We start from the raw sequence: 26,224 nt of genomic DNA on the forward strand, positions 1-26,224 counted from the left end.
GTTAAGAAATTAATACAAGATAAGCAATGATTTGTCTTAAGATACAAGCATTATATTAATTATATGTTCTTCAAGTTAGTGAGCAAGATAAATGCATAAAAAGATTATAATTGATGCTAATTTCCCAAGTGAAACAAGAGTGGTTTTATTAGGACAAAGTAACAATATAGAAGATATTGAGTTTCAAACAACCGTAAGACAACAAAATAAAGGTAACATTTATTTAGCAAAAGTGACAAGAATAGAACCGTCGCTACAAGCTGTGTTTATAGAGTATGGAATGGATAAAAGTGGGTTTTTACCGTTTAGTGAAATCCATCCTAACTATTATAATTTGTCTATTACTGAGAGTACTTTCCCAGTTAATGCTTTTCCTGAAATAGCTCTTGCCAATATCACGATTGAGGATGATCAAGAGAAGCCACCTGTTATATATGATTCTTTGATTGATAGTGAAGAAATTGATCTCAAAACAATAGAAGATTTAGTAGATAGTAAATTTCAGTCAGAGTTTAATTTAGAGTCAGCTGATGATATTGAAATTATTCAAAGTTGTACCACTGAGTTAAATATTCCACAATATAAACCATATAAAGTGCAAGATGTAATAAGAAAAAACCAAGTATTATTAGTGCAAGTTACTAAGGAAGAGCGAGGAAATAAGTGTGCTGCATTTACTACTTATATATCTTTGGCTGGTAAATATTGTGTTTTAATGCCTAATAAAAGTTCACAAAACGGTATATCGCGTAAAATATCAAACGGCGAAGAAAGAAAAAGACTGAAAGATATTTTAAATAAAATAGTAAGTATTCAAAAAAATACTTATAGCGTAATTGTTAGAACTGCAGGTAGAGGCAGTAGTACCTTAGACTTGAAGAAAGACTATAATTACTTAGCAAGATTATGGAATAAAATTCGTAAAAGTACTATTAAATTTTCAGCACCGTGTTTTATTCATGAAGAAGATAGTATAATACGTAAAACTATACGTGATATGTGTGATCACAATGTTAAAGAAGTAGTGATTCAAGGACAGGAAGCATATGAAGATGCTTCAAAATTTATGCAAGATTTATTACCTTCAGAACTTACAAAGCTGAAAGAGCATAAAAATAAAACACCTATATTTACTCAATTTCAAGTAGAAGAGCAATTAGTGAAATTATATCAGCCTATCGTTACACTACCTTCAGGTGGGTATATAGTTATTAATCCTACAGAAGCGTTGATTTCAATTGATGTCAATTCTGGTAAATCAACTTCTGAAAAAAATATTGAAGAAACTGCGCTAAAAACTAATTTAGAAGCAGCAAAAGAAGTAGCAAAGCAAGTAAAACTTAGAGATTTATCAGGTTTAATAGTCGTTGATTTTATAGACATGAGCGAAGCTAAGAATCGTAAAATCATTGAACGATCTTTTAAAGAATTTTTAAGTCGTGATCGTGCTCGTATACAAACCGGTAATATTAGTCAGTTTGGACTACTTGAATTTTCAAGGCAGCGATTACGTTCCTCTTTCTTAGAAACTAATTCGGAAGTTTGTTTCCATTGCAATGGTAAAGGAGTTATTAGAGCGAGTGATGCTAATGCTATGTTAATTTTACGTACTATAGAGAATGAAATTTTTGAAGAAAGAATTGATATAATAAATGTTTTTACCAATATCGTTTCAGTGATTTATTTACTTAATAATAAACGTGCTGAGATAAAATTTATTGAAGAAAAATACAATATAAAGCTTAATTTTTATTCCGATCCTAATGCTACATCAGATAGTTATTCAATTGAAAAAGTTAAATTATTTAAGAAACAGAACAATAGTGTTAATACTGTTAAGCCGGTAATTCAGAATCATAGTGCTGATTATACTGAAGAAGAACCAAAAAAAGAACAATTACGAAAAAATAAACATAAATGGAAAACAGCTAATAATAACATTGTTAATGCAGTAAAAGATCAGAGTGTAGAGCAAACTGTAAACATTGTGGAAGAGATGAAGGTTATAGAAAATAATGGTATATCCTTAGAAGAAACACAAGTCACTCCAAAAAATGCGAAACGTAAGTACCGTAATAAAAATTTAAATAAAAAACGTCTTGCGGATAGCATCGTGGATGGAGAAAATGGTGCTGAGTCTTGATTTGAATATTATATCATATAATGCTTTGGACACGATATTTAGAGAATAACTAATTTTTATAACTGTGTCACGTCCATAAATCACGGTATTACAGTAAAGCATTACTACTTTCATAGTAATATGAACAATTGTTTACTAGCAATGCAATTACCTTAAAATTTAAAAAAATTGTGTTTGTTGCGTACGTATAATGTTAGTTCTACAACACTGATTCATTTTTTAGTGTCAAAAAAGAATTAGAATTCTAATAGTATAGAAATTATTGCAGTCATTTTTGTGTTCTTAGCTCACACGTGCATCTTATTAAATTCTTTTTAAAAATTCTTTAGCAGTAATTTAATCTATATAAGTTTTATTGAATAATGTATTTTAGGTGAAGTTTTAGTTTGTGTACCTAATACTGATTAAGTTATCTTGTTATTTTTTATCGTAAAATTATGACAAGCTATATCTAAAATATATAAGTTTTTTTGCTTACGAAGATAAAATAGTTATGAACATGCGAATATAACATAAATACTTAAGTAAATATAAGAATTAAGGACACTTTAGTTGTGATTATGAAATTATGTTAAGTATTTTAAATTATTTAGTTTCCATTAATATCATGAAAAACATAAGAAAAATGTATCAAAACTTAATTACAAGATTGTTATTTATAAGCTGTATCATTGTTATATCTATGATTATTATAGTGGCGGTACAACTAGGCTTACTGGTTCTGGTTTATCTATAAGTCGCATGGTCTTCTGTAGCAGGTATTTTTCCTCCTTTTAGTTTTAAAAATTGGTAAGTGGCATTTGATAAATATCAAGCTTTTCCTGGATATCACTTAGTTAATTGCGGAATGATTTTATCACAGTTTAAGTTGATTGTTGGAGTTTCATCGATTACTCGGTAAAATTACAGTTTTAATATATATTGTACTTTTAATATATTTTTATTTTCAAGGTGTTATAAAAAGGTGTATAATGCTACCTTATATTATTGCTTTGTTGTTATTTTGTATACAAGGTTTTATGGGATGGTATATGCTTGAACGCGGTTTATTGAATAGTCACTTTGTTAGTCATTTTTGGCTTGCCTTTCATTGAATTATTGCTGTGATTATTTAGCATATACTTTTATTTATCAATTAATAAAAAATTATTATGGTATTTTGTTAATATCATCAAAGACAGATTTTAAATTAGCACTAATATTTTTTTGTATTGCTATTTATTAATATATATATACAAATTTTTTAGGTACTTTAGTTGCATGGCAAGTATATAGTATATAATAATTTTTCGCTAATGAGTGATAATTTTATTTCGATTGAGATACAAGATAATTTCTTTAATCTTGCTAATGTGTATTAGCCAGTTTTTATACAATTCATACATCGTTTAGGTGGTTTTATTGTATTTGTAGTTGGTGCAATTTTTTATTTAAAGTAAAACATCTTCAATTAACAAAGATAGTATATTTTCGCATAATTGTATTATTGATATAGATAGCTACTGGAGTAATGATTATTTTATACTCTATACCTATAATCATTGCTTTTATACATCAGTTTATTGCTATAATCCTTTTATCTATAATAATTTGGTGCTATTTTTGTTTGTATTGTTCACATAGTTCGAGAAATGAATTGTGTATTATTTATTGTTTGAGCGTGTGTTCAAAGTGGCGTAATCAATACATACAATAAAATAATAACAAAATAATAAAAAGTTCTAAATGATAATTGATGTCAATACTCCTATTCCTTTCAGGCTAGATAAATATCTCAAGCGTTTATATCCATCATTGACTCAAGGAGTAATAGAGAAAGCATTGCGTCAAAAACAAGTCACTGTTAATTTTCAAAAAGCAGAAGCGAATTTAAGAGTAAAAGAAGGGGATACAATTTTTATTAACGATTACTTTAATTTACCTGTTACACAACATGAAACATTAGTTTTTGCTGATGCTGAAATTAAGTTGGCGAAGAAAATTTTGACTGATTATTTGATATATGAAGATGATCATTTAATCGCTATAAATAAGCCTGCAAGTCTCGCTACTCAAGGAGGAAGTAAAATCAATTTATCTATTGACTCTGCATTAAAATATTTGAATTATCAAGGTGCTGATTTTAAGTTAGTACATAGATTAGATAAAGAAACAAGTGGTTTACTCTTAATAGCAAAAAATTATTTAAGTAGTGTAAAACTTCATGATGCTTTTAAAGAAAAATTGGTTATCAAAAAATATTTTGCTATAACCTATGGGAGGCCAGTTAAAAATGTAGGCATAGTTAAAAGTAATATAGGAAAAAGTAAAGGAAGAATGTTTAAAATTACTGATATTGATAGTGACAATGGTAAACTTGCCATTACTTATTATAAATTACTTAAATCACTTAATAATAATTTATTTTTGATTGAATTTATGCCAGTTACAGGTAGAATGCATCAATTAAGGTTGCATGCTCAATTGCTAGGTTGTCCAATACTTGGAGATGATAAATATGGTAATAAAGAAGTAATGCCATATAGTAAATATATGTTCTTGCATGCTAATAATATATATTTATCGGAATCGATTGTTGGTAAAGAGATTAAGTTAGAGGCAAAATTACCATTTTATTTTACTAGACGTCTTACATAACTTGTCTCTTAAAATTAAGTTGTATGTCGCTCCGGTATTCGTATCATCAGGTACTAGTGTACTTTTTCTGTATATCATGAAAATTTTTCTTTATTATCGAACTTTTGTAAATTGTATTCTGATAAGTTTGTGGAGTCTTGAATTTATGATGTCTAGATGTTTTTTATTGCTATTTTTTTTAATTACTAATTGTTTTTATTGTTTTGCAGATATACAGCAAAGAATGCATGAAGTAGAAAAAGAATATCTAAATAATAGATTTTTAAATACCGTTTTTATGTTTGCTGATGATTATAAACCTTTATTAACTGGTGCTAAAGGCATTTTTGCTTTAAATGGTGAACAATTAAAAGCAAATGAAATGATGCCTATTGCTTCTGCTACAAAGCCTTTTACAGCCGCAGGAATCTTAAAATTACAAGAACAGGAATTATTGAATATTAACGATAAAATCTGTAAATACCTTGATCCAGAAATGTGGGGTGGCAAGGTGCCAGATTGGGCATATAAAATATCGATTCATAATTTGTTAACACATAGTAGTGGCATTGCAGAATATTTTAGTTTTGTTAAACTTGATTTAAATATGTCTAAGCAAGAGGTGCACAAGAAAATATTACAATTTGTATCTTCTAAGCCTTTAGAAATATCTATAGGAAAAAAATTTAAATATAGTAATACTAATTTTGTCATACTCGGTATGATTATCGAAAAGGTTGCTAAAAAAGATTTAGCTAACTTTTTTTATGACGAATTTTTTAAACCTCTAAACATGAAATCTACTAGTTTTGCTTCATATAGTGAAGCTGCTAGAATTCAGAAAAATGTTGTTAGTTCTAATTATCCGGTAAGGTATTTTGTAACCCCTAATAATAGCAATAAGCCTATATTTACTCCTGTAACTGCAGATTTTTTAGCAGTACCTTGTGCAGATGGAGGGATAATATCAACACCAAACGATCTAGTGAAATGGTATAGGGCATTAAATGAAGGAAAAATTCTTTCTAAGAAGTCGTATAAACTTATGACTACTAAGTATTTTGTAGCACAAGGTATAGAAAGCCGTAAGTCTTATACGGGTTACGGTATTTTTCTGACTGATCTTGATTCTAAACATTTAATGATTCATCATACTGGAAAAGCACTTGGAATACAAAGTGCAGCAGGGTATATTTTGCCTAATAACCTTTATTATGCTATATTAAGTAATACTATGATTAAAATTCCTGAAGAAGAAAAAGAGAAAATTGATATGAAAAATCCTTTTAATCAACTTGGAATAATTTATTTCAGAGATGCAATAATAGGTGCAGCTATAAAAAAGGATTAAAACATTCAATGAAAATAGTTACTTGGAATATTAATTCATTGCGTCTACGTATTGAGTTATTAAGGAAATTAGCATATGAATATCAGCCAGATATTATTTTACTTCAAGAAACAAAAGTAGCTAATTCATTATTTCCACTTGAAGTTATTAAAAATATAGGATATGAACATGTAATATATTCAGGGCAGAAATCATATAATGGTGTTGCTATTATTTCAAAATTGCCTTTGAATAATGTTTTTTCACTGGAATTATATAATGACGATAAAAGGCATATAGCAGCTATAGTTCATGGTTTAGAGATACATAATTTTTACGTTCCAGCAGGTGGTGACATACCTGATATAGAAGTAAACTTAAAATTTAAACATAAGCTCGAATATGTAAGGTTAATGAAGGAATGGTTTACTACTAACCGTACTAAAAATGACAAAATTATTATTGTTGGGGATTTAAATATTGCTCCACATGAACATGATGTATGGTCTAGTAAGCAGATGCGAAATGTTATTAGTCATACCGATATTGAACGCTCATTATTGGTAGAGCTACAAAACTCGTTAGGTTTTATTGACAGTAATAGATATTTCATATCACTTGACAAAAAATGTTATACTTGGTGGAGTTATAGAAATGTAGATTGGAAAAAATCTAACAGAGGTAGAAGACTAGACCATATTTGGGTTAGTGATAATTTAAAAGATGCATTATTTTCTATGAATGTACTATCAGAAGCACGAGATTGGTTGCGGCCTTCGGATCATGTTCCGTATTTTGTAACTTTGCATTTTTAGTGTTATGTTATTTCAGTATAAGCAGGAATCCAGAAACAAATGTCATGCAGTAATTTTACAATGTGATGACAATATTCTTAAGGAGTAATTAGTGAATATAAAACCGAAAAAATATAAGCCGATAAAGGAAGAGTATATAAAAAGCTTTAAAGATATGCTCTTACTACGTCGTTTTGAAGAAAAATGTGGGCAGTTATATGGAATGGGCGAAATTGGAGGTTTTTGTCATTTATATATAGGGCAAGAAGCAGTAATTTCTGCAGTAGAGTTGATTAAGAAAAAAGGTGATAGTACTATTACTAGTTATCGTGATCATGCTCATATTATTTTAGCTGGGACTGAGCCTAAATATGTACTCGCTGAACTTATGGGGCGTGCTACAGGTTGCTCAAAAGGTAAGGGTGGTTCGATGCATTTATTTGATATACCGAACAAATTTTACGGTGGACATGGTATAGTTGGAGCTCAAGTACCTATAGGTACAGGGCTTGCTTTCGCAGAGAAATATAATGGTACCAATAATATCTGTTTTACTTTTTTAGGTGATGGAGCTGTTAATCAAGGTCAGGTGTATGAAGCTTTTAATATGGCTTCTTTATGGGGGTTACCTGTAGTTTATATTATTGAAAATAACGAATATTCGATGGGTACTTCTGTATCACGTTCTACCTTTATGCGTGATTTATATAAGAAAGGGGAATCATTTGGTATTAGAGGCTTTCAGTTAGATGGTATGGATTTTGAAGAAATGTATAATGGGACTAAACAAGTAGCTGAATATGTGAGAGAAAACAGTTTTCCGGTGATATTAGAGGTAAAAACTTATCGTTATCGTGGGCATTCTATGTCAGACCCAGCAAAATATCGCAGTAAAGAAGAAGTAGCGAAATATAAAGAGCGTGATACGTTAGTCAGAATAAGGCAAATAATACTTGATAATAAATATGCAACTGAAGAAGACTTAAAAGCAATAGAACGGTCTGTACAAGAAGTAATAAAAGTGGCAGTAGAATTTTCAGAAAATTCACCGTTACCCTCTGAAGATGAATTATATACAGATATATATGTTTAAAATTTGCACAGCTTATTTATTATACTGTATCACTCCATCTCTTGTACAGACTGTATCCAGTAAAATAAATATGAACTACTATTATTAGTATTTTTAGCTAGATTATATTGTTAATTTATGTGATTACATGATAAGTAAATGAAAATATTTAATTTAAATAAAAAGGGATAATGCAAATAACTGTACGTGAAGCATTGCGTGATGCAATGCAAGAAGAGATGTTAAGAGATGACAAAGTTTTTGTCATAGGCGAGGAAGTTGCAGAATATCAAGGAGCTTATAAGGTTACTCAAGGGTTACTAGAGCAATTTGGTTCTAAGAGGGTAATTGATACACCAATAACGGAATATGGATTTGCAGGGCTTGCAGTCGGAGCAGCGTTTGCAGGACTGCGTCCTATTGTGGAGTTTATGACCTTTAACTTTGCTATGCAAGCATTTGATCATATAGTTAATTCAGCTGCAAAAACTCATTATATGTCAGGCGGGCAAGTAAAATGTCCTATAGTGTTTAGAGGGCCAAATGGAGCAGCAAGTAGAGTTGCAGCTCAGCATAGCCAAAATTATACAGCTTGTTATTCTCATATTCCAGGGTTAAAAGTAGTGGCACCTTATAGTGCTGAAGATCATAAAGGGCTAATGCTGACAGCTATTAGGGATGATAATCCGGTTATTTTTTTAGAAAATGAGATTTTATATGGTCATAGTTTTGATGTACCAGACATAATTGAGCCTATACCTTTTAGTAAGGCAAAAATTTTAAAAGAAGGTAGTAATGTAACTATAGTAACTTTTTCAATTCAAGTAAAGCTTGCACTAGATGTGGTAAATATTTTACAGAATGATAATATTGATTGTGAGTTAATTGATCTGCGTACTATTAAGCCTCTTGATACTAATATGATCATAGAATCAGTAAAAAAAACTAATCGTTTAGTTATAGTAGAAGAAGGGTGGTTTTTTGCTGGTGTTGGAGCAAGTATTGCGTCTATTGTTATGAAAGAAGCATTCGATTATTTAGATGCACCAATAGAGATTGTCAGTGGTAAAGATGTACCATTACCTTATGCCGTTAATTTAGAAAAATTAGCTATGCCAAGTGCCAATGATTTAATAGAGGCCGTAAAGAAAGTGTGTTATTATACTATTTAGGTTTTTGGTTCAACCATGTATACTATAACTGAGTATAGTGCACAAAATAGTAAATTGTCATACTGTTGTGGCTTGTATTTGTACACATAAGTTAATTAGTTTTCTAAAACTATTTTTTATCAAAACAGCCATTAAGTTTCTGTTTTATTTTTTAATTAAATATATCTTGTAGTTTATATTCATTTATATTTCTTCATATAATTTTAATTTGTCTACAACTTTATACTGATCTTAAAATTTTTCTAACTATTTTAGTAGTTTATTTTTTGATACTTACATAATTTAGTAATATTGGAAACCTGTATTTTTACTAATTCTAAGATAATTTTTTGAATTAAATAATTTTATTTTCGTTTTAGATTATTACATGCATTATACATTTACTTGATAGATGTAATTAATATTTTATATACAATACCGTTAAGCTATAGGTTGCGAAAGACCAATTTACTTAATAAAACTAAAATAGGAATAACAATAAATCATTGTGCAGCTCTTTTACGATCGTTTGGGTTAAGGAGAACTTTACGTAAACGAATAGATTTTGGCGTTACTTCAACTAGTTCGTCATCCTGTATATAGCTTATGGCCTGCTCAAGTGTTAAAAGCATAGGTGGAGTAAGTCTTATTGCTTCGTCTTTACCAACTGCTCTAACATTGCTTAGTTGTTTTGCTTTTAGTGGGTTTACATCTAAATCATTATCGCGATTATGTTCACCAATAATCATACCTCTATATACTTTATCGCCGGGGTTTATAAACATTTTCCCCCTTTCTTCTAGATTCCATAGAGCATATGCAACTGCTGCTCCATCACAGTTAGAGATAAGTACGCCTTTACGTCTTCCCTCGATAGGACCTTTATAATCAGTATATCCGTAGAAAATACGATTTATAATCCCTGTTCCTCGTGTTTCTGTTAAAAATTGATTGTAATAGCCAATTAATCCTCTAGATGGGCCAATGAATGTAATACGGCTTTTGCCGCCACCTGATGGTCTCATATTAGTCATTTCAGCTTTTCTAAGTGCTAAAGATTTTACAACTACTCCAATATAATCGTCATCAACATCAACTTGGATTTCTTCAATAGGTTCTTGCTTATTACCTGTCTTATCAGTATGGTATAATACTTCTGGTCTACTGATAGACAACTCAAACCCTTCACGACGCATAGTTTCGATTAATATACCAAGCTGTAACTCACCTCGTCCTGCGACTTGAAAAGCATTTTTATTAGCGGTTTCTGTTACTTTAAGAGCGACGTTACTCTCAAGCTCACGCATTAATCTAGCTCCGATTAAGCTTGATGTAATTTTAGTACCTTCACTTCCTGCAAGTGGTGAGTCATTAATACTAAAAGTCATGGATAAAGTTGGTGGATCTATAGGTAGAGAAGGTATAGCCTCGGTTACTTCAGGTGCACAGATAGTATCAGCAACGTTAGCATTTTCAACGCCTGCTAGGGCAATAATATCGCCTGCTGTAGCATGGTCTATAGCAATTCGCTCTAAACCTCTAAAGGCTAATATTTTAGTAATACGACCAGTTTCAAGTACTTTATTCTCATGATTTAATACTTTTACGTTTTGGTTGATTTTAACAGTTCCGCTTTGTATACGCCCTGTTAAAACCCTACCGAAGAAAGGATTATATTCTCGTGTTGTCACAAGCATAGAAAACGGTGCTTTATTATCAGCTGAAGGCGTAGGTACGTGTGTTACTATTAGGTTAAAAAGTGGAGATAAATTATCTAAAGGATTTATTTTATTATCAAAGTTTAAAGATGCTGTACCTGCTCTACCTGATGCATAGACTATAGGGAAGTCAAGTTGATCATTATTTGCTTCAAGTGCCACAAATAGTTCAAACACTTCATCTATAACTTCCTTAATTCTTTGGTCATCTCTATCGATTTTATTAATAACTACAATAGGTTTTAAGCCAAGATTTAAAGCTTTAGATAGTACGAATTTTGTTTGTGGCATTGGTCCTTCTGATGCGTCAACAAGTAACACAACACCATCAACCATGCTAAGTATGCGTTCTACTTCACCACCAAAATCAGCGTGTCCTGGTGTATCTACTATATTGATACGAATCTCATTCCACATAAGAGCTGTACATTTAGCAAGTATTGTAATTCCACGTTCGCGTTCAAGCTCGTTAGAATCCATGGCACGCTCGGCAACTGTCTGATTAGCTCTAAATGTTCCGCTTTGTTTCAGCATATTATCTACAAGTGTAGTTTTTCCGTGATCAACGTGTGCAATAATTGCTATATTACGAATAGATGTCATCTTTAGAAATTTTTACAAGTTTATAATAATTTGCAATATTATACACTAAAATATCAAAATTGGAATATTAAGTTCTTAAAAAATTAATTGATTAAACTGTACGAAGTAAAATTACTAAGAATTTTACAACTTAGTAAAAATAGAGACTAACGAACGCTAATCATAGTACTATTTGTGTTTAATTTTATCATACTTACTTTAGTTATAAGGAAGATGTGTATAATATAATGATAATAAAAACTAAATAGTATCTCTTTTAAAGAATTTGTCATAAAAGATGTAGCACATAACTTAATGATTATTGTAATGATGTAAAATTAGAAATACTTACTAGCATCCAAAAGGATTAATATAAAAGATGTTTAACTTTTGATAATGTCCGAGCAATATTAAATTTACTTAAAATATAATAAATAAAAAAAAATAAAAAGAGTATGGTTATTACAATAGTTTTGGTTCAGAACAAATAATAACGCTTTTTATTTTATATTTTGTTAAATTTTTTTGCATACAATTTATATCAAGAAGATTGATTCTATTTATAGATGTACTGAAGGTACTAATATCTCATGTGCGGTAATGGTAAAGGTTCAGTTTTTAATTATAGACAAATTACTTAATGTTATTTATCTTAGATTATTAAGAGATGTCATTATAAGGATCGAAGTGATTTGGCAGTACACAAAAATAATAAAAAATGTGCTTTTTAAGATTGTTTAGTACATTTACTATTGTACTTTTTTTTGCAATAATGAAGGTAAAAGACGTTGTTTAATCTCTATAAGGACCAAAGATGATGTATCGAATACTCTGTTTATGTATATGCATAATAAGTTTCTCAATGATAACTGAGGCACAAAATGTAGCAATTAAAGGAGATAATTTCAAAGTTCGAGTAGCTGTTGCGGATGTCCAATCTATATTGGAGGGTTCGATAGCTATAAAAGATTTACGTAATAAAATTGAAAAACTGAATCATAAAATTCAGGAAGATATTGCTGCAAAAGAAGCAGAATTTAAACCTCTAGAAGAGAAACTGCTAAATGAGCGTTCTAATTTAAGTAATGATGAATTTGAGAATAGAGTAAACGAATTTAATGCAAAAGTTAGTTACGTTAGAAAAGAAATTCAGATTAGGAAAACAAAGCTTGAACAAGCACACGCTGAGGCTATGAGTAGAGTTCATGAAACAACTATTACAATAATTAGTGAACTCGCTGAGAAATATAACCTGAATTTGGTAATTCCAAGTGCTCAAGTCTTATATGCTAAAAATAACTTGAATATTACTTCTGAAGTGACTTTCATGTTGAATGAAAGGTTAAAAGAAGTCTCAATCAATTATTGATAGTTTGCCGTTTGTCATCAAGTTTATTGTCTAAGTAAGCTATGCAAAAAAGAAAGGATTGAATTTAAAATTGATCCACGTAGGAATAAAACACGAGAGTATTTTAATATGGCAGAATTTACACCGATTACAATAGCATATGGGGACGGTATAGGCCCTGAAATCATGGATGCAGTACTTTATATATTACGTCAAGCTGAAGCTAGGATTAGTTTAGAAACAATTGAAGTAGGTGAAAAACTTTATAAGAAGCATTATACTTCAGGCATAAGTGAGGAAAGTTGGAATGTAATACAACGTACAGGGATTATACTTAAAGCACCGATTACTACTCCGCAAAGTGGAGGATATAAAAGTTTAAACGTTACGATTCGTAAAACATTACAGCTTTTTGCTAATATTCGTCCTGCTGTTTCATTTCATCCTTTTACTAGAACTCTACATCCAAATTTAAACCTAACTATTATACGTGAGAATGAAGAAGATTTATATTCAGGTATAGAGTACCGTCAAACGCATAATATGTATGAGTCACTGAAGTTGATAAGTCATACAGGATGTAAAAAAATTATTAGATATGCTTTTGAATATGCAGTAAAAAATAACCGTAAAAAAGTTACGTGTTTAAGTAAAGATAATATTATGAAATTTTCTGATGGAATTTTTCATAGAGTATTTAATGAAATCGCTAAAGAATATCCACAAATTGATAATGAGCATTATATTATCGATATCGGCACGGCAAAGCTTGCTACAACGCCGGAAATATTTGACATAATCGTAACTTCTAATTTATATGGTGATATTATTTCTGATGTAGCTGCTGAAATTTCTGGTTCAGTTGGTCTTGCAGGTTCTGCAAATATCGGTCAGCATTATGCCATGTTTGAAGCAGTACACGGCAGTGCTCCAGATATTGCTGGTAAAGGTATTGCTAATCCTTCAGGACTTTTAAATGCCGCTATAATGATGCTAGTTCATATAGGACAAGGTGATATTGCTAGTTTAATCGAAAACGCTTGGAAGAAAACCATAGAGGATGGAGTACATACATTCGATATATATAGTGAGCATAGTTCTAGTAAAAAAGTATGTACAAAAGAATTTGCTGAAGAAGTAATTAAAAGATTAGGGCAGTTGCCGATGACATTACCTAAAGCATCTTATCCTTTAATTGTTAAGAAGCAAGAGAGTAAGATAGAGTATAAAATTGATACTACAGAAGTTAAGAAGTTGGTCGGTACAGATATTTTTATTAATATTCATGTATTTTCTGCTCATGATATAGCAGATAAAATTAATAAGCTTGATATTGGTAATTTTGAGCTCAAAACCATTTCGTCAAAAGGATTAAAATTGTGGCCTCATGATTTAAGGTTTGAAATTATTTCTGATCATTGGTGTTGTCGCTTTATGAATAAAGACGGTACAGAAATAAAGCATTTAGATATCATAATATTGCTTCAAGCTTTAAGCAAAGCAAATATTGATTTTATTAAAGTAGAAAATTTATTTGAGTTTGATGGAGTTGCATGTTATAGCCTTGCACAAGGTGAATAGATAGTATTATCACAGCGTAAGTCGCACAACAATTCAAGTTTCTCTTGTAGTTTGCGACCACTAGATTACATTAATAACATTATAAAAAATAAAAAAATGATATTATATTATATAGGGATATTAGTCATCATTATTGGAGTATTTGCGATATTTTCAGGGATAATAGGTTTTTTTAGATTTCCTGATTTTTATACTAAATTACATGCGGCAAGTGTTATTGAGAGTTTTGGTGTGCCTATTTGCTTAATAGGTTTTGCATTAATTGAGTCAGATATTGTCAACTCTATTAAATTAATTTTAGCTGCATTACTTATTTTGCTACTAAATCCGGTAGCAACTCATGCACTAGGCAAAGCATCTTTGCTTATGAAAAACAGAACTTATCATACAGTTCTTTTGAAGAAAATTAGAAAGTAATTGACTAAGCAATCTTAAGATGTTTGATAAGATTCTTATGTCAAAACTAGAAATTATCTTTCTTTTCGCAATGACGTTAAGTTAAATTTAAACAATAATATGGCAGTAAAAACAGCTTTAAATTTTGATCTAGGTAATTATCTACTTAACTTAATTGTTTTTTTATTAGTTTTAGTATCTATAAAAATAATTTTTGCTAAAGATTTATTAAATGCAATAATTTCTTCTTCTGTGTTTAGTATATTAATCTGTGTATCTGAACTTATTATGGATGCTCCTGATGTTGCAATGACCGAAGCGGCACTTGGTGCTTGTTTATCAACATGTGTATATTTAAATTTATTACGTAAATTACCTGCCAATTTAAAAAATATCAAAATAACAAATATTATTCCATCAAGTGTAATATGTATATTGTTTGTAGTAACTCTGACTTATTTAGGATTAGAGTTACCGAGTTACGGTGATAATAATACTCCTATTCATATGTATTCTAGTAAGTATTATGTAGAAAATACCTCTAGAGATATAGGTATACCGTCTTTTGTAGCTGCAATTTTAGCTAGCTACCGTGGCTATGATACTTTATGTGAAACTAGTGTAATTTTAATCGCAGGAATTGCTGTGTTATTAGTATTTTCAAAAAAGTCTAATGATAGCATACCACTATTTGATCATTATAGCTCATATTCCAATACGCAATACAAGATTCAGTTCTCACGCCATGGTATGATACATCTCAAATTATATCCAATAATCAAATACGTTACTAACTTTATCATACCTTATATAATTTTATATAGTATATATATTCAGATTAATGGTGAGTTTTCACCTGGTGGTGGGTTTCAAGCAGGTGTTATATTTGCTTCTGGTCTTGTCGCTTATAATATGATTTATGGGGAGCAATTTTTTCAAGAAAATATATTGATTACTGTTGCCGTTTTAGGTGTAGCAATATATGCAATTGTAGGAATAATATCTCTATTTTTAAATGATAATTATTTGGATTATTATTCTCTCACACATTTTATTGATGATAAATTAGTAGCTCAACATATCGCTATATTTATTGTGGAAATTGGTATAGGTTTAACTGTTGCAGCGATTATGTCTTTAATATATAATGTGTTTAATTATGAATAATTTATTTGTACTAATTAAACATGAATTTATATTGCAGCATCGCATTAATAATATCATTAAATATATAGTTATATTTTTTCTATTTTACATAATTAGTACTGTTTTAATTAACAGTGAAAGGGATATTAGCAAATTTGGTTTAATTTTTTCGGTAATTTGTTTATTAATTTCATTAATCAGTTTTTCTACTGTGATATTTAAATCTGATGTAGAAGATGGAAGCTTAGAGTTGTTATTATCAATTGTTAGTTGTGAAAAAATTATTTTTGCTAAATTTATTGCTATATTTAGCTGTACTACAGTAGGTCTTCTTTTTGTTTTACCAATTATTTATATTTTTTTTGATCAAATTTTGTTTGATATAGCACTTTTCTTTATTAGTGTGTGGATGATATTCATTTTATCAAGTAGTTTAGTAGTATTATCAGGTAGTATGCAATGTTATTTTAAGAAGAATACTAATTTTGTTGGTACATTTATTATGCCGTTATTAATTCCGAATATTATAATGACTGGTTTAATATTACAAGATCATAATTTACAATTAATTTTTATTATAATAGGAATTAATTTGATATTTTTACCTGTTTCGTTTTGCTTAAGTGCATATTTAATTAAAAATATTTACAATATTACATGATTTCGCTTTATTTTTATTAATGTAGTGATATAAAATAAGATGAGTATTATTTTTTTTGAGACAATATATGTGGCGTGCTTTACGAAGGTTGATTGCAGCAAATCCTATGGGGTTCTTTTTGTGGTCTATTATCACTAAATGGTATTTAATTATAGCGGTTGCGTCATTAATTACTTTATATTATACAGTATTAGGCTTAAAAAAAATCGGATTTATAGATTATTTTGGTCGTGAAACGGAGGATATATTATCACAAAGTAAAGCAGTTGCTCAAAATTGTATTCCTAAACTGAAACTTGTGAATGGTAAATTACCACTGCGTGAATTTTGGAATTGCTTAAGTGATCCTGGAGAATATCAGCATGAAGAAGTCACAGGTGCAAAAGTGTTAGAAGATGAAATAAATAAGTTCATGCAAAAACAAGCAGATAGTATTTCAGATACTGTGCCTCCTATAATTAATCCTTATGAAAAACTAGAAAATCAAAATAATCTTAATAATGCACTAAACGATAATAATCGCTAATTCATGTTATTTTTATATGTCAGATACTGAAGATAATAGAAATAAACAAACAACACGTCGTGATTTTATAGTTCTAACGGCTAGTAGTGTTGCAGCTGTTGGGGCGGCATGTGCTTTTTGGCCTATTATTGATTCTCTTAATCCTTCCACAGATGTGTTAGCCTTATCCTCAATTGAGGTTGATTTATCAAGTATTGCAATAGGGCAAACAGTTACTGTTAAATGGCAAGGTAAGCCGATTTTTATCACTAATCGTACCCCTGATGGAATAGCTTCTGCACGAGCTGTTAAGATGTCAGAGCTTATTGATCCGGAAAAAGATGAAGTACGTGTAAAAGCAGGCCATGATAATTGGCTTGTAACAATCGGCATCTGTACTCATTTAGGTTGTGTTCCGCTTTCTAATCAAGGTGAATATAATGGATGGTTTTGTCCGTGTCATGGTTCACAATATGATTCTTCAGGCAGAGTGAGAAAAGGTCCCGCTTCTTTAAATTTAGTTGTACCTCCTTACATTTTTATTAGCGATACAAAAATTAGAATCGGGTGATTATTTATGAATAAAGAGATGACCCATAAAAAGTCTAATGGTATTATTGAGTGGATAGATTATCGCTTGCCTATTTTCTCTTTCTTTAAACATTTTAGTTATTATCAAACTCCAAAAAATCTTAATTATTTATGGACTTTAGGTTCTATTGCCGGTATTGCATTAGTGATCCAGATCATCACTGGTGTAATACTTGCTATGCACTATACACCACATGTTGATCATGCTTTTGAGAGTGTTGAGCGAATTATGCGTAATGTAAATTACGGTTGGTTGCTGCGTTATACTCATACTGTAGGTGCATCAATGTTTTTTGCTACCATATACTTACACATTGCACGTGGATTATATTACGGTTCTTATAAAACCCCTAGAGAACTGCTTTGGCATATCGGAATTATAATTTTTTTAATCATGATGGCTACTGCTTTTATGGGATATGTATTGCCATGGGGGCAAATGAGCTATTGGAGTGCAACGGTAATTACTAATTTATTTTCAGCTATTCCGCTAATAGGTGAGCCAATAGTTATATGGTTGTGTGGCGGTTTTTCTGTTGATAATCCGACATTAAATAGATTCTTTTCATTGCATTATTTATTTCCGTTTATTATTGTTGCTTTAGTTATCCTGCATTTATTAGCATTACATCAGCATGGTTCAAATAATCCAAAAGGAATAGATGTGAAAAGCACTAAAGATACTATTCCATTTCATCCTTATTATACCGTAAAGGATTTTGTTGGTTTTGGAGTTTATTTCATAATATTCGCTTATTTTATTTTTTACGAACCTAATTATTTAGGGCATCCAGATAATTATATTCCAGCAAATCCGTTAGTTACTCCTGCGCATATCGTACCTGAATGGTATTTTCGACCGTTTTATGCAATTCTTAGAGCTGTACCATCTAAACTTGCTGGAGTATTCTTAATGTTTGGAAGTATTTTTGTATTATTTTTATTACCTTGGCTTGATACTTCAAAGATTAGAAGTGGTAATTATAGACCAATATACCGAATTGCTTTTTGGATATTTATGGCAGATTGTTTGTTTCTTGGTTATTTAGGCAGTAAACCACCAGCCGAGCCTTATATTATAATTAGCCGTTTTTCTGCTTGTTACTACTTCTGTCATTTCTTAGTAGTTCTACCGCTAATAGGTAAATATGAAAAACCTTTGCCTTTACCAAATGAATTATAATACTATTATACGAGTTGTTAATCTAAGGCGAGTTATGCAGTAATTAGACTAAGTAATCTCAGGTAAGATTACTGAGCTTAGTATTTTGAACTTAGTATATACTAATAAGTAACCAGTAAGAAAAATAGTATACTTTATACTACTAATTTAATAAATAGTATATATCAATACAAGAATTATATAATTTGTTTAATAAAAGTTTAATTATTAAATTTAAGCATTTTATGCAATTCATCAAATTATACATTAAGTAATCAATAGAGAAAGACAAATTAAAGTCAACTTAAGAGAATATTAAACTAAAATAAAATAAATTGGGCTTGTATAGTGAAATTATCTTGTAATTCAAATATCCTTGTGTAGGAAGATGTCATCTAAAGATGATAATTATATTATTGCTTAGTCAAAAAGTTTAATTTTCCATACAATAATACAATGATGATTCAAAAATTTTATGAACACAAAACTACTGATCTTTATTATCCTATTCGTAACTTCTAGCTTGAGTATTGCAAATACAGAGGCATTACATCTCAAAAAGATGAAATGGTCATTTGACGGGATATTTGGAACAGTTAATCGTGAAGCTGCACAAAGAGGTTTCCAGGTTTATAAAGAAGTGTGTAGTGTTTGCCATAGTTTAAATAATCTATATTACCGTAACCTTAAAGATATTGGTTTTTCAGATGATGAAATAAAAGAGATTGCAAAAGGTTATACTGTAAAAGATGGTCCAAATGATGACGGTGAAATGTTTGAGCGTCCAGCTCTTCCATATGATCGTTTTGTCCAACCTTATCCTAATGAGCAAGCTGCAAGGAAAGCTAATAATGGAGCCAATCCTCCTGATTTATCATTAATCATAAAAGCTCGTTATGATGGAGCTAATTATATATATTCGCTCCTTACCAGCTACACTGACCCACCTGCATATTTTAAGATGATGCATGGAGCTCATTATAATCCGTATTTTCCAGGTGCACAAATCGTAATGCCGCCACCGCTTACAGACGGGCAAGTAACTTATATGGATGGTACTAACGCAAGTGTAGAGCAGATGAGCCGAGACGTTACAGTATTCTTGCAATGGGCAGCTGAGCCGGAAATGGAACACCGTAAATCTATAGGTCTTAAAGTAATGATGTTTTTGATAGTATTTACTATATTATTCTATATTGCCAAAAATCGCATTTGGTCTAATTTAAAGTAGTCAAAAAATAGTTATGGCCAAAGTACGCAGTAATGTTGCAATCTAGAAAAGCATTAAAAAACTCTTTAAAAGAATTATTTTTATTAACATTTTTTCTTAAAAAAATAACTATTACAATAGCATGACAATCTTAGTATCATAACTATTATACTATCTATAGATAGCTATTTATTATTACTTACTTAAATCAATAACATGATATATTAGTGCGATTAGTTTTAAAATCCTAGAAATATTTTAGATTGTCATATTGCTTACGATAAACTAGCACAATAGAAATAGCAATAGTATAACCTTTTCCAAGGTTTAAAAATATTTGCAAAGTCGTGTATTATTCGTACTATAATTTATACATAATTATGTAGTATAGGATAGTAAACTATTTTGTTGGATTATTAGTTTTTATTTTTTTTGCTTTTAGCAAATTATATCAATATTAAGACTTGAATTTTAATATAGATAATTTTATATATTAAAATATAACTAATAAATATGGAGATAGTACTATGTTAAAATATATTCCAGCTATATTTGCTATTATTTTATCTAGTAATATTGCAATAGCTAGTAAGAATTATGATTACATTAATGCGACGCCGCTGCGTCAGGTAGCAGATTTGATAGATAGTCACATTACAAATATTGATCATTTATTTAATAATAGATTAATGTTTTATGAATCTAGTAGCATAAAAAGTAAATTTATTACCAAAGATAAACAATATGTTATTATTATGGAAGTGCCAGGTTTTGATAAAAACCAAATTAAGGTTAAATTAAATGGCAAGAAATTATTTATTGCCGGGAATATAGAAGAAAAAAATAAAGCCAATGATTCAGATAATTATATGAATAAAAATTTTAATTATGTCATATCATTATATGAAGATGTAGATCAAACAAATATCTCTGCGCGCTTAAAGAATGGTATACTTACTATTATTTTACCTCGTATTGAAGTTAAAGAACAAGATGCAAAAGAGATCACGATTAATTAAAATTTAATCACAAGATGTATTTATTGCATTTAATTTACAACGCAAGAAATAGACGAAAGTTATAAGCTAATGAGATCGAATCATATATGTGATTCTTTTGATGGGATTTTATTTTTTATATTTTTATGCCGTAAACAATCTAATTTAGAGAAGTAAATATAGATGTAATATAGATAAAGATATGACAAAGGACGGAAATTCTGAGGTGTAGTGTTATGCAATAAATGCAAATTTTGGCAAAACGATATATTATCAAAATACAGAAAAAACAAGGAAAGGCTCAGCAGGAAGGTGAAATATTTTATTTTTTATTACCACTAGCATTCATAGCAAGGCTTGCGGAGACAAAATTTTCAAGGTTACCGTCAAGTACTCCTTTAGTATCGGAAGTTTCGTAATCAGTACGTAGATCTTTTACAATTTGATAAGGTTGCAAAACATATGATCTAATTTGATGCCCCCAACTATTATCGGTTTTATTAGCATTCTGTTTATCAACACTGTCAGTACGTTTCTGCATTTCAAGCTTATAGAGTTTTGCTTGAAGCATCTTCATTGCTTGAGCTTTATTCTTATGTTGTGATCTGTCACTTTGACATTGTGTTACCGTATTTGTTGGTATATGCGTGATACGTACTGCAGAATCTGTTGTATTAACGTGTTGTCCGCCTGCACCTGATGCTCTAAAAGTATCGATTCTTAAATCTTTATCTTCAATAGTGATTGCTATATCATCATCAATTTCTGGATATACCCAGCTACTTGCAAAGCTAGTCATCCTTTTGCCTGCTGCATTAAATGGAGAAATGCGCACTAGCCTATGCACTCCTGCTTCTGTTTTAAACCAGCCGTAAGCTCGTTTACCTATTATTCTAATCGTACATGATTTAATGCCTACTTCTTCGCCATTAATCATATTTATTATTTGTGTTTTAAAACCAAGTCGTTCAGCAAAACGTAAATACATACGCATCATAATCGATGCCCAATCATGACTTTCAGTTCCTCCTGCTCCAGCATTAATTTCTAAAAAGCAGTTATTGTAGTCTGATTCATCTGAAAATAAGCACTCAGTTTCAAGTTTAGCGGCAATGATACTTAATTTTTTAAAGTCTTGTTCAATTTGATTAAGAGTCTCGAAATCATTTTCGACTTCAGCCATTGCTTCAAGTTCTAAAATATCTTCAAAATTTGATTTGAGGTTATTAAAAACATTTAGTTTTTCTTCTATATTAGTTTTTTCTCTTAGTAATATTTGTGCATTAGCATTATTATTCCATAAACTTGGATCTGCTGTTAATTCTTCTAATTCTGTAAGTCTTATAGTTAATGATTCAATGTCAAAGTGACCTCCAAATTAGTTCTAAAGATTGCTCAATGTTTTTTATATAGTTTTCTATTCCGGCTCGCATTATTTTTTCCTATTCTAAATTTCAATTTTGTATTATGGTGATTATAGCCGTCATTGTAGGGAAGATTACAAATTTTGACAAAGAAATTTTGTAAGAATGCATAAGATTGTTGTATTTTTTATGGTAGTCCACAATGACATGGATAATAAAATACAAATTATATCACAATAATTATGAATAATCAAAAATATATAAGGAATTTCTCAATAATTGCTCATATAGATCACGGTAAATCTACGTTAGCTGATAGGTTAATCGAGCATTGTGGAGGTTTGAATGCTAGGGAAATGAGTCAGCAAGTGTTAGATTCGATGGATATAGAGAAAGAGCGAGGTATTACTATTAAAGCCCAAACTGTACGGCTTGTATATAAAGCTAAAAACGGTAATACTTATTATTTGAATCTAATGGATACTCCAGGGCATGTTGATTTTTCATATGAGGTTAGTAGGTCCTTGGCTGCATGTGAAGGCTCGTTATTAGTCGTGGATAGCACTCAAGGCGTAGAGGCTCAAACTCTTGCAAATGTTTATCAAGCAATTGCGAATGATCATGAGATTGTACCAGTGCTTAACAAGATTGATTTAGCAGCTTCAGAACCTGAGCATGTTAAGAAGCAAATAGAGGATATAATTGGAATTGATGCAAGTGAAGCTGTCCTAATATCTGCTAAAAACGGTATAGGCATTGATTCAGTTCTAGAAGCAATAATCAATAAATTACCTTCCCCAAAAGAAAGTAGCACAGATACCTTAAAAGCATTACTGGTTGATAGTTGGTACGATCCATATCTTGGTGTAGTTATTTTGGTACGTATTATTGATGGTACTTTACGTAAAAATATGCGTGTTAAAATGATTGGGACAAATTCTGTTTATACTGTTGAGCATGTTGGTTTTTTTACTCCGAAAAAACATATTTCGGATGTTTTATATGCAGGGGAAATTGGTTTTTTTACAGCTTCGATAAAACGGGTATCAGATTGTAAAGTTGGTGATACTATAACTGATGAGAAAAAATCTTGCGAACAAGCACTACCTGGCTTTAAGCCGAATATACCCGTAGTGTTTTGTGGTTTTTATCCGACAGATAGTGCAGAATTTGAACATCTAAAGGACTCTTTAGCTAAATTACGTCTTAATGATGCCAGTTTTGAGTATGAAATGGAAAGCTCTTCAGCTCTTGGGGTAGGTTTTAGGTGTGGTTTTTTAGGGCTATTACATTTAGAGATAATACAAGAACGTTTAAGTAGAGAATTCAATTTAGATTTAATCACTACTGCTCCAAGTGTGATCTATAAAATCTATATGTTGGATGGTGAGAGCTTAGAAATTCATAACCCAGCCGATTTACCTGATTTGCAAAAAATAGCATCGATGGAAGAGCCATGGATTAAGGCAACTATAATGGTGCCGGATGAGTTTATAGGCACGGTATTATCGCTTTGTAAAGAAAAAAGAGGTATACAACTTGATCATAGCTATATATCAAATAGAGCTAAAATAGTTTATAAATTACCGTTAAATGAGATAGTTTATGATTTTTATGATCGTTTAAAAAGCTGTTCTAAAGGTTATGCAAGTTTTGAATGGCAAATGGATGTTTATGAACTTTCTGATCTTGTTAATCTTAGGATTTTAGTTAACGGTGAGGTTGTTGATGCGTTGTCAACTATAGTACACAGATCACGTGCGGAACAGCGTGGTAGGGCTTTATGCGTAAGATTAAAGGATTTAATACCAAGACAGCAAATTGATATAGCGATTCAAGCAAGTGTTGGTAATCGTATTATCGCTCGTGAAACTATTAAAGCACTACGTAAAGATGTGTTATCAAAATGTTATGGTGGTGATATAAGCCGTAAACGTAAGCTACTTGAGAAGCAAAAAGCAGGTAAAAAGAAAATGAGACAGTACGGTAATATAGAAATTCCACAATCTGCATTTATTGCAGCATTGCAAATTGGAGGTGAATAAAATATTAGTATATAGTAAGAATTATACTTAATTATTTAATTTTTTCCTCTTATTTGTTATAAACAATAAAATTGTAAAATAAAAGTTTATTATAGCGAAGTTATAAAGTGAATATAATAATTCATATCAATATAATAAGAGTTCTAGTTAGAATACCAAAAATTTATGTAGATTATCAGAAGTTTTATATTAATTGATGATCATGGTTGCTAACGGTGTATTATGATGATGTCTTTAGTATTTACTCAATAACTTATTGAATGAGGTTTTAATAACTAATGCTATTATAAAATTACTAGACCGTAGTATTATGTATAATTTTTTCTTTTATATAAAGAAAACTATAGACGTTCTAGAAAAGATTTGTTATAAGGAAGTATCTAAGTTTATATCATTTTATATTCCTCGGTAGCTCAGTGGTAGAGCAAACGGCTGTTAACCGTTCGGTCGCTGGTTCGAGTCCGGCCCGGGGAGCCAGTTGTTAGTGTCATGAATAAAACAGTACTTATTTATTCATTAGTTCTTGAGAATACATTTTGCATTTTATTCAATAAAATAAATTGGCAACTAAATTTAGTATCTTTATCCTGTCCCCAGTAAAACTATCATCCATTTTATTATGTTCTGCTATTTTTAGTATTACTTTATACTTAATTCAGAAAAACGGTATTAGAGCTGCTAATGAATATTAAATAGGATGATGTTAGTTTGCAATTCAGTATAATTTAGCTCCTCTATATTATGGAGTTATAGACATATATTGAAACTGTACTATAAGAACTGATGATTCTATAATACATATTTCAACCTCTAAAGTTTTATAGACATTAAATAATTAGTTAACACAACAATTATTTTAGATCTATATTAAACCATTATAAGCTTTACAAGATAAGTATAGCAAAAGATAAATGTTAATAATTTAAAAGTAAAAGAATTATTTTACAGTAAAATAAATTATTTAAAAACACTGACCATATGAACAGCATCATATGTTTAAAATGCACATATTACCAGAAAACCTATCACATACTTTTGTTTTGTACGATAAACACAGAAATAGCGCACAACTTAAAGCACTTCATATGTATGTATATTAATACGGTAATGTTAACATATTTCGCAGTGGAATTTCGTTAATTGTCCAATAGCTTCGAGTTGATCTTGACTGTTATTTTCTATTATTGGTTCGACATAGTAAGCAAAATGTTTCATTGAAGCGTTATTTTTTTCATGTATAGTATCATAATAAGAATGTTTAGTATTCGTTTTAACAAAATAGTCAAATGCTTTAGCACGTGCCATTATTTCTTCACAGCTTACATCACGATTTTGTACTTCTTTCTTATGTTTTTTTATCTCTTTTATGCATCTATCCGCAAATTTTTGAATATATGTTGGCAGTGGCGCTTCTCCATCTAACATTTTAATTGATCTTTTGTCACCGAGTTTAACTCCTACGGCTAGAGTTAAATTACTTAAAAATTCATCTTGATCTACACCGTAACCATTTATATAGCTTGAGGCTAAATAAAATGCTGCTTCTTTGACTCCTACAATATAATTTAATAATAGATCCCAAGCTGTTTTTTCAAAATATTTTTCTACTTTTGCTCTTAATTGTGGATCAGATAAATATTTAGGGTTTTCTTGTACCTTGCGATCTGCTAAGTATGATTCTCTAATTTCTTCAAATTTATTTTGATAGAAGTAATTTTGATTTAACATCATATCTAATGATTTGAAATCGCTTTTATTATGCTTTTCTATGTTAATTCTTTTATATCTAAATGGCATAAATTATTTTCCTT

General features: G+C 30.1%; 20 protein-coding genes, 1 tRNA gene and 1 pseudogene. 19 read left to right on the plus strand and 3 right to left on the minus strand.

Going from position 1 to position 26,224, the window contains the following annotated elements; genetic code table 11:
- Window positions 1-91 precede the first annotated feature (91 nt).
- The 7 genes and pseudogenes from RT_RS01235 to RT_RS01260 all read left to right on the plus strand — a co-directional run bounded on the left by RT_RS01235 (window position 92) and on the right by RT_RS01260 (window position 9,127).
- Complete coding sequence (locus RT_RS01235) at window positions 92-2,143, plus strand: Rne/Rng family ribonuclease (protein ID WP_011190714.1); 2,052 nt, start codon at window positions 92-94, stop codon at window positions 2,141-2,143.
- A 625-nt stretch (window positions 2,144-2,768) separates the two neighbouring features.
- Window positions 2,769-3,746 (plus strand): annotated as a pseudogene (locus RT_RS04380) (COX15/CtaA family protein); the annotation flags it as partial.
- A 122-nt stretch (window positions 3,747-3,868) separates the two neighbouring features.
- Window positions 3,869-4,780 (plus strand): RluA family pseudouridine synthase, encoded by a 912-nt coding sequence (locus tag RT_RS01240; RefSeq protein WP_011190715.1) that lies wholly within the window; start codon window positions 3,869-3,871, stop codon window positions 4,778-4,780.
- Between the two features lie 145 nt (window positions 4,781-4,925).
- A complete protein-coding gene (locus RT_RS01245) occupies window positions 4,926-6,110 on the plus strand; it encodes a serine hydrolase domain-containing protein (protein ID WP_014419417.1) in 1,185 nt (394 codons plus the stop codon).
- Window positions 6,111-6,118: 8 nt separating this feature from the next.
- The gene (xth, locus tag RT_RS01250) at window positions 6,119-6,904 is read left to right on the plus strand and encodes an exodeoxyribonuclease III (protein WP_011190717.1); all 786 of its coding nucleotides are present in this window, start codon (window positions 6,119-6,121) and stop codon (window positions 6,902-6,904) included.
- A gap of 91 nt (window positions 6,905-6,995) precedes the next feature.
- Window positions 6,996-7,976, plus strand: coding sequence for a pyruvate dehydrogenase (acetyl-transferring) E1 component subunit alpha (gene pdhA / locus RT_RS01255; protein ID WP_011190718.1), 981 nt, complete (start codon window positions 6,996-6,998; stop codon window positions 7,974-7,976).
- A 170-nt stretch (window positions 7,977-8,146) separates the two neighbouring features.
- A complete protein-coding gene (locus RT_RS01260) occupies window positions 8,147-9,127 on the plus strand; it encodes a pyruvate dehydrogenase complex E1 component subunit beta (protein ID WP_011190719.1) in 981 nt (326 codons plus the stop codon).
- Window positions 9,128-9,609: 482 nt separating this feature from the next.
- Here the strand turns inward: RT_RS01260 and typA are convergent, their stop codons facing one another.
- Window positions 9,610-11,427, minus strand: coding sequence for a translational GTPase TypA (typA, locus tag RT_RS01265; RefSeq protein ID WP_011190720.1), 1,818 nt, complete (start codon window positions 11,425-11,427; stop codon window positions 9,610-9,612).
- A 793-nt stretch (window positions 11,428-12,220) separates the two neighbouring features.
- On the opposite strand from typA, the gene RT_RS01270 reads away from it, so the two are divergent.
- From RT_RS01270 to RT_RS01315, 10 genes are all read left to right on the plus strand, one after another.
- Window positions 12,221-12,775, plus strand: a complete 555-nt coding sequence (locus tag RT_RS01270; protein WP_044286859.1) for an OmpH family outer membrane protein — start codon at window positions 12,221-12,223, stop codon at window positions 12,773-12,775.
- A 108-nt stretch (window positions 12,776-12,883) separates the two neighbouring features.
- Complete coding sequence (locus RT_RS01275) at window positions 12,884-14,335, plus strand: NADP-dependent isocitrate dehydrogenase (protein ID WP_011190722.1); 1,452 nt, start codon at window positions 12,884-12,886, stop codon at window positions 14,333-14,335.
- Between the two features lie 96 nt (window positions 14,336-14,431).
- Window positions 14,432-14,752 (plus strand): Na+/H+ antiporter subunit G, encoded by a 321-nt coding sequence (locus RT_RS01280; protein ID WP_011190723.1) that lies wholly within the window; start codon window positions 14,432-14,434, stop codon window positions 14,750-14,752.
- Between the two features lie 99 nt (window positions 14,753-14,851).
- Complete coding sequence (locus RT_RS01285; protein WP_011190724.1) at window positions 14,852-15,898, plus strand: DUF4040 domain-containing protein; 1,047 nt, start codon at window positions 14,852-14,854, stop codon at window positions 15,896-15,898.
- Window positions 15,891-16,538 (plus strand): heme exporter protein CcmB, encoded by a 648-nt coding sequence (locus tag RT_RS01290; protein WP_014419418.1) that lies wholly within the window; start codon window positions 15,891-15,893, stop codon window positions 16,536-16,538. Before RT_RS01285 ends, RT_RS01290 begins: the two co-directional genes overlap by 8 nt.
- Window positions 16,539-16,605: 67 nt before the next feature.
- On the plus strand, window positions 16,606-17,064 hold the full coding sequence (locus tag RT_RS01295) for a DUF2670 domain-containing protein (RefSeq protein ID WP_011190726.1): 459 nt from the start codon (window positions 16,606-16,608) through the stop codon (window positions 17,062-17,064).
- Between the two features lie 16 nt (window positions 17,065-17,080).
- Window positions 17,081-17,614: a ubiquinol-cytochrome c reductase iron-sulfur subunit gene (gene petA / locus RT_RS01300; RefSeq protein ID WP_011190727.1), complete on the plus strand. Its 534-nt coding sequence runs from the start codon at window positions 17,081-17,083 to the stop codon at window positions 17,612-17,614.
- 6 nt (window positions 17,615-17,620) lie between these two features.
- Window positions 17,621-18,817: a cytochrome b gene (locus RT_RS01305; protein ID WP_011190728.1), complete on the plus strand. Its 1,197-nt coding sequence runs from the start codon at window positions 17,621-17,623 to the stop codon at window positions 18,815-18,817.
- Window positions 18,818-19,271: 454 nt separating this feature from the next.
- Window positions 19,272-20,027, plus strand: a complete 756-nt coding sequence (locus RT_RS01310) for a cytochrome c1 (RefSeq protein ID WP_011190729.1) — start codon at window positions 19,272-19,274, stop codon at window positions 20,025-20,027.
- Window positions 20,028-20,533: 506 nt separating this feature from the next.
- Window positions 20,534-21,025, plus strand: coding sequence for an Hsp20/alpha crystallin family protein (locus tag RT_RS01315; protein ID WP_011190730.1), 492 nt, complete (start codon window positions 20,534-20,536; stop codon window positions 21,023-21,025).
- Between the two features lie 301 nt (window positions 21,026-21,326).
- Here the strand turns inward: RT_RS01315 and prfB are convergent.
- Window positions 21,327-22,437, minus strand: a protein-coding gene (gene prfB / locus RT_RS01320) for a peptide chain release factor 2 (protein ID WP_122036762.1) whose coding sequence is annotated in 2 segments (ribosomal slippage) — window positions 21,327-22,367 and window positions 22,369-22,437 — 1,110 coding nt in all. Because the reading frame shifts where the segments join, the coding sequence is not laid out codon by codon here.
- Between the two features lie 173 nt (window positions 22,438-22,610).
- On the opposite strand from prfB, the gene lepA reads away from it, so the two are divergent.
- Both lepA and RT_RS01330 read left to right on the plus strand, forming a co-directional pair.
- Window positions 22,611-24,413 (plus strand): translation elongation factor 4, encoded by a 1,803-nt coding sequence (gene lepA / locus RT_RS01325; RefSeq protein ID WP_011190732.1) that lies wholly within the window; start codon window positions 22,611-22,613, stop codon window positions 24,411-24,413.
- Between the two features lie 402 nt (window positions 24,414-24,815).
- A tRNA-Asn gene (locus RT_RS01330) sits at window positions 24,816-24,890 on the plus strand.
- Window positions 24,891-25,523: 633 nt separating this feature from the next.
- On the opposite strand, the gene RT_RS01335 is transcribed toward RT_RS01330, so the two are convergent.
- Window positions 25,524-26,210, minus strand: a complete 687-nt coding sequence (locus RT_RS01335) for a hypothetical protein (protein WP_011190733.1) — start codon at window positions 26,208-26,210, stop codon at window positions 25,524-25,526.
- Window positions 26,211-26,224: the final 14 nt, after the last annotated feature.

This window comes from Rickettsia typhi str. Wilmington (assembly GCF_000008045.1).
In the GTDB taxonomy this organism is placed as follows: domain Bacteria; phylum Pseudomonadota; class Alphaproteobacteria; order Rickettsiales; family Rickettsiaceae; genus Rickettsia; species Rickettsia typhi.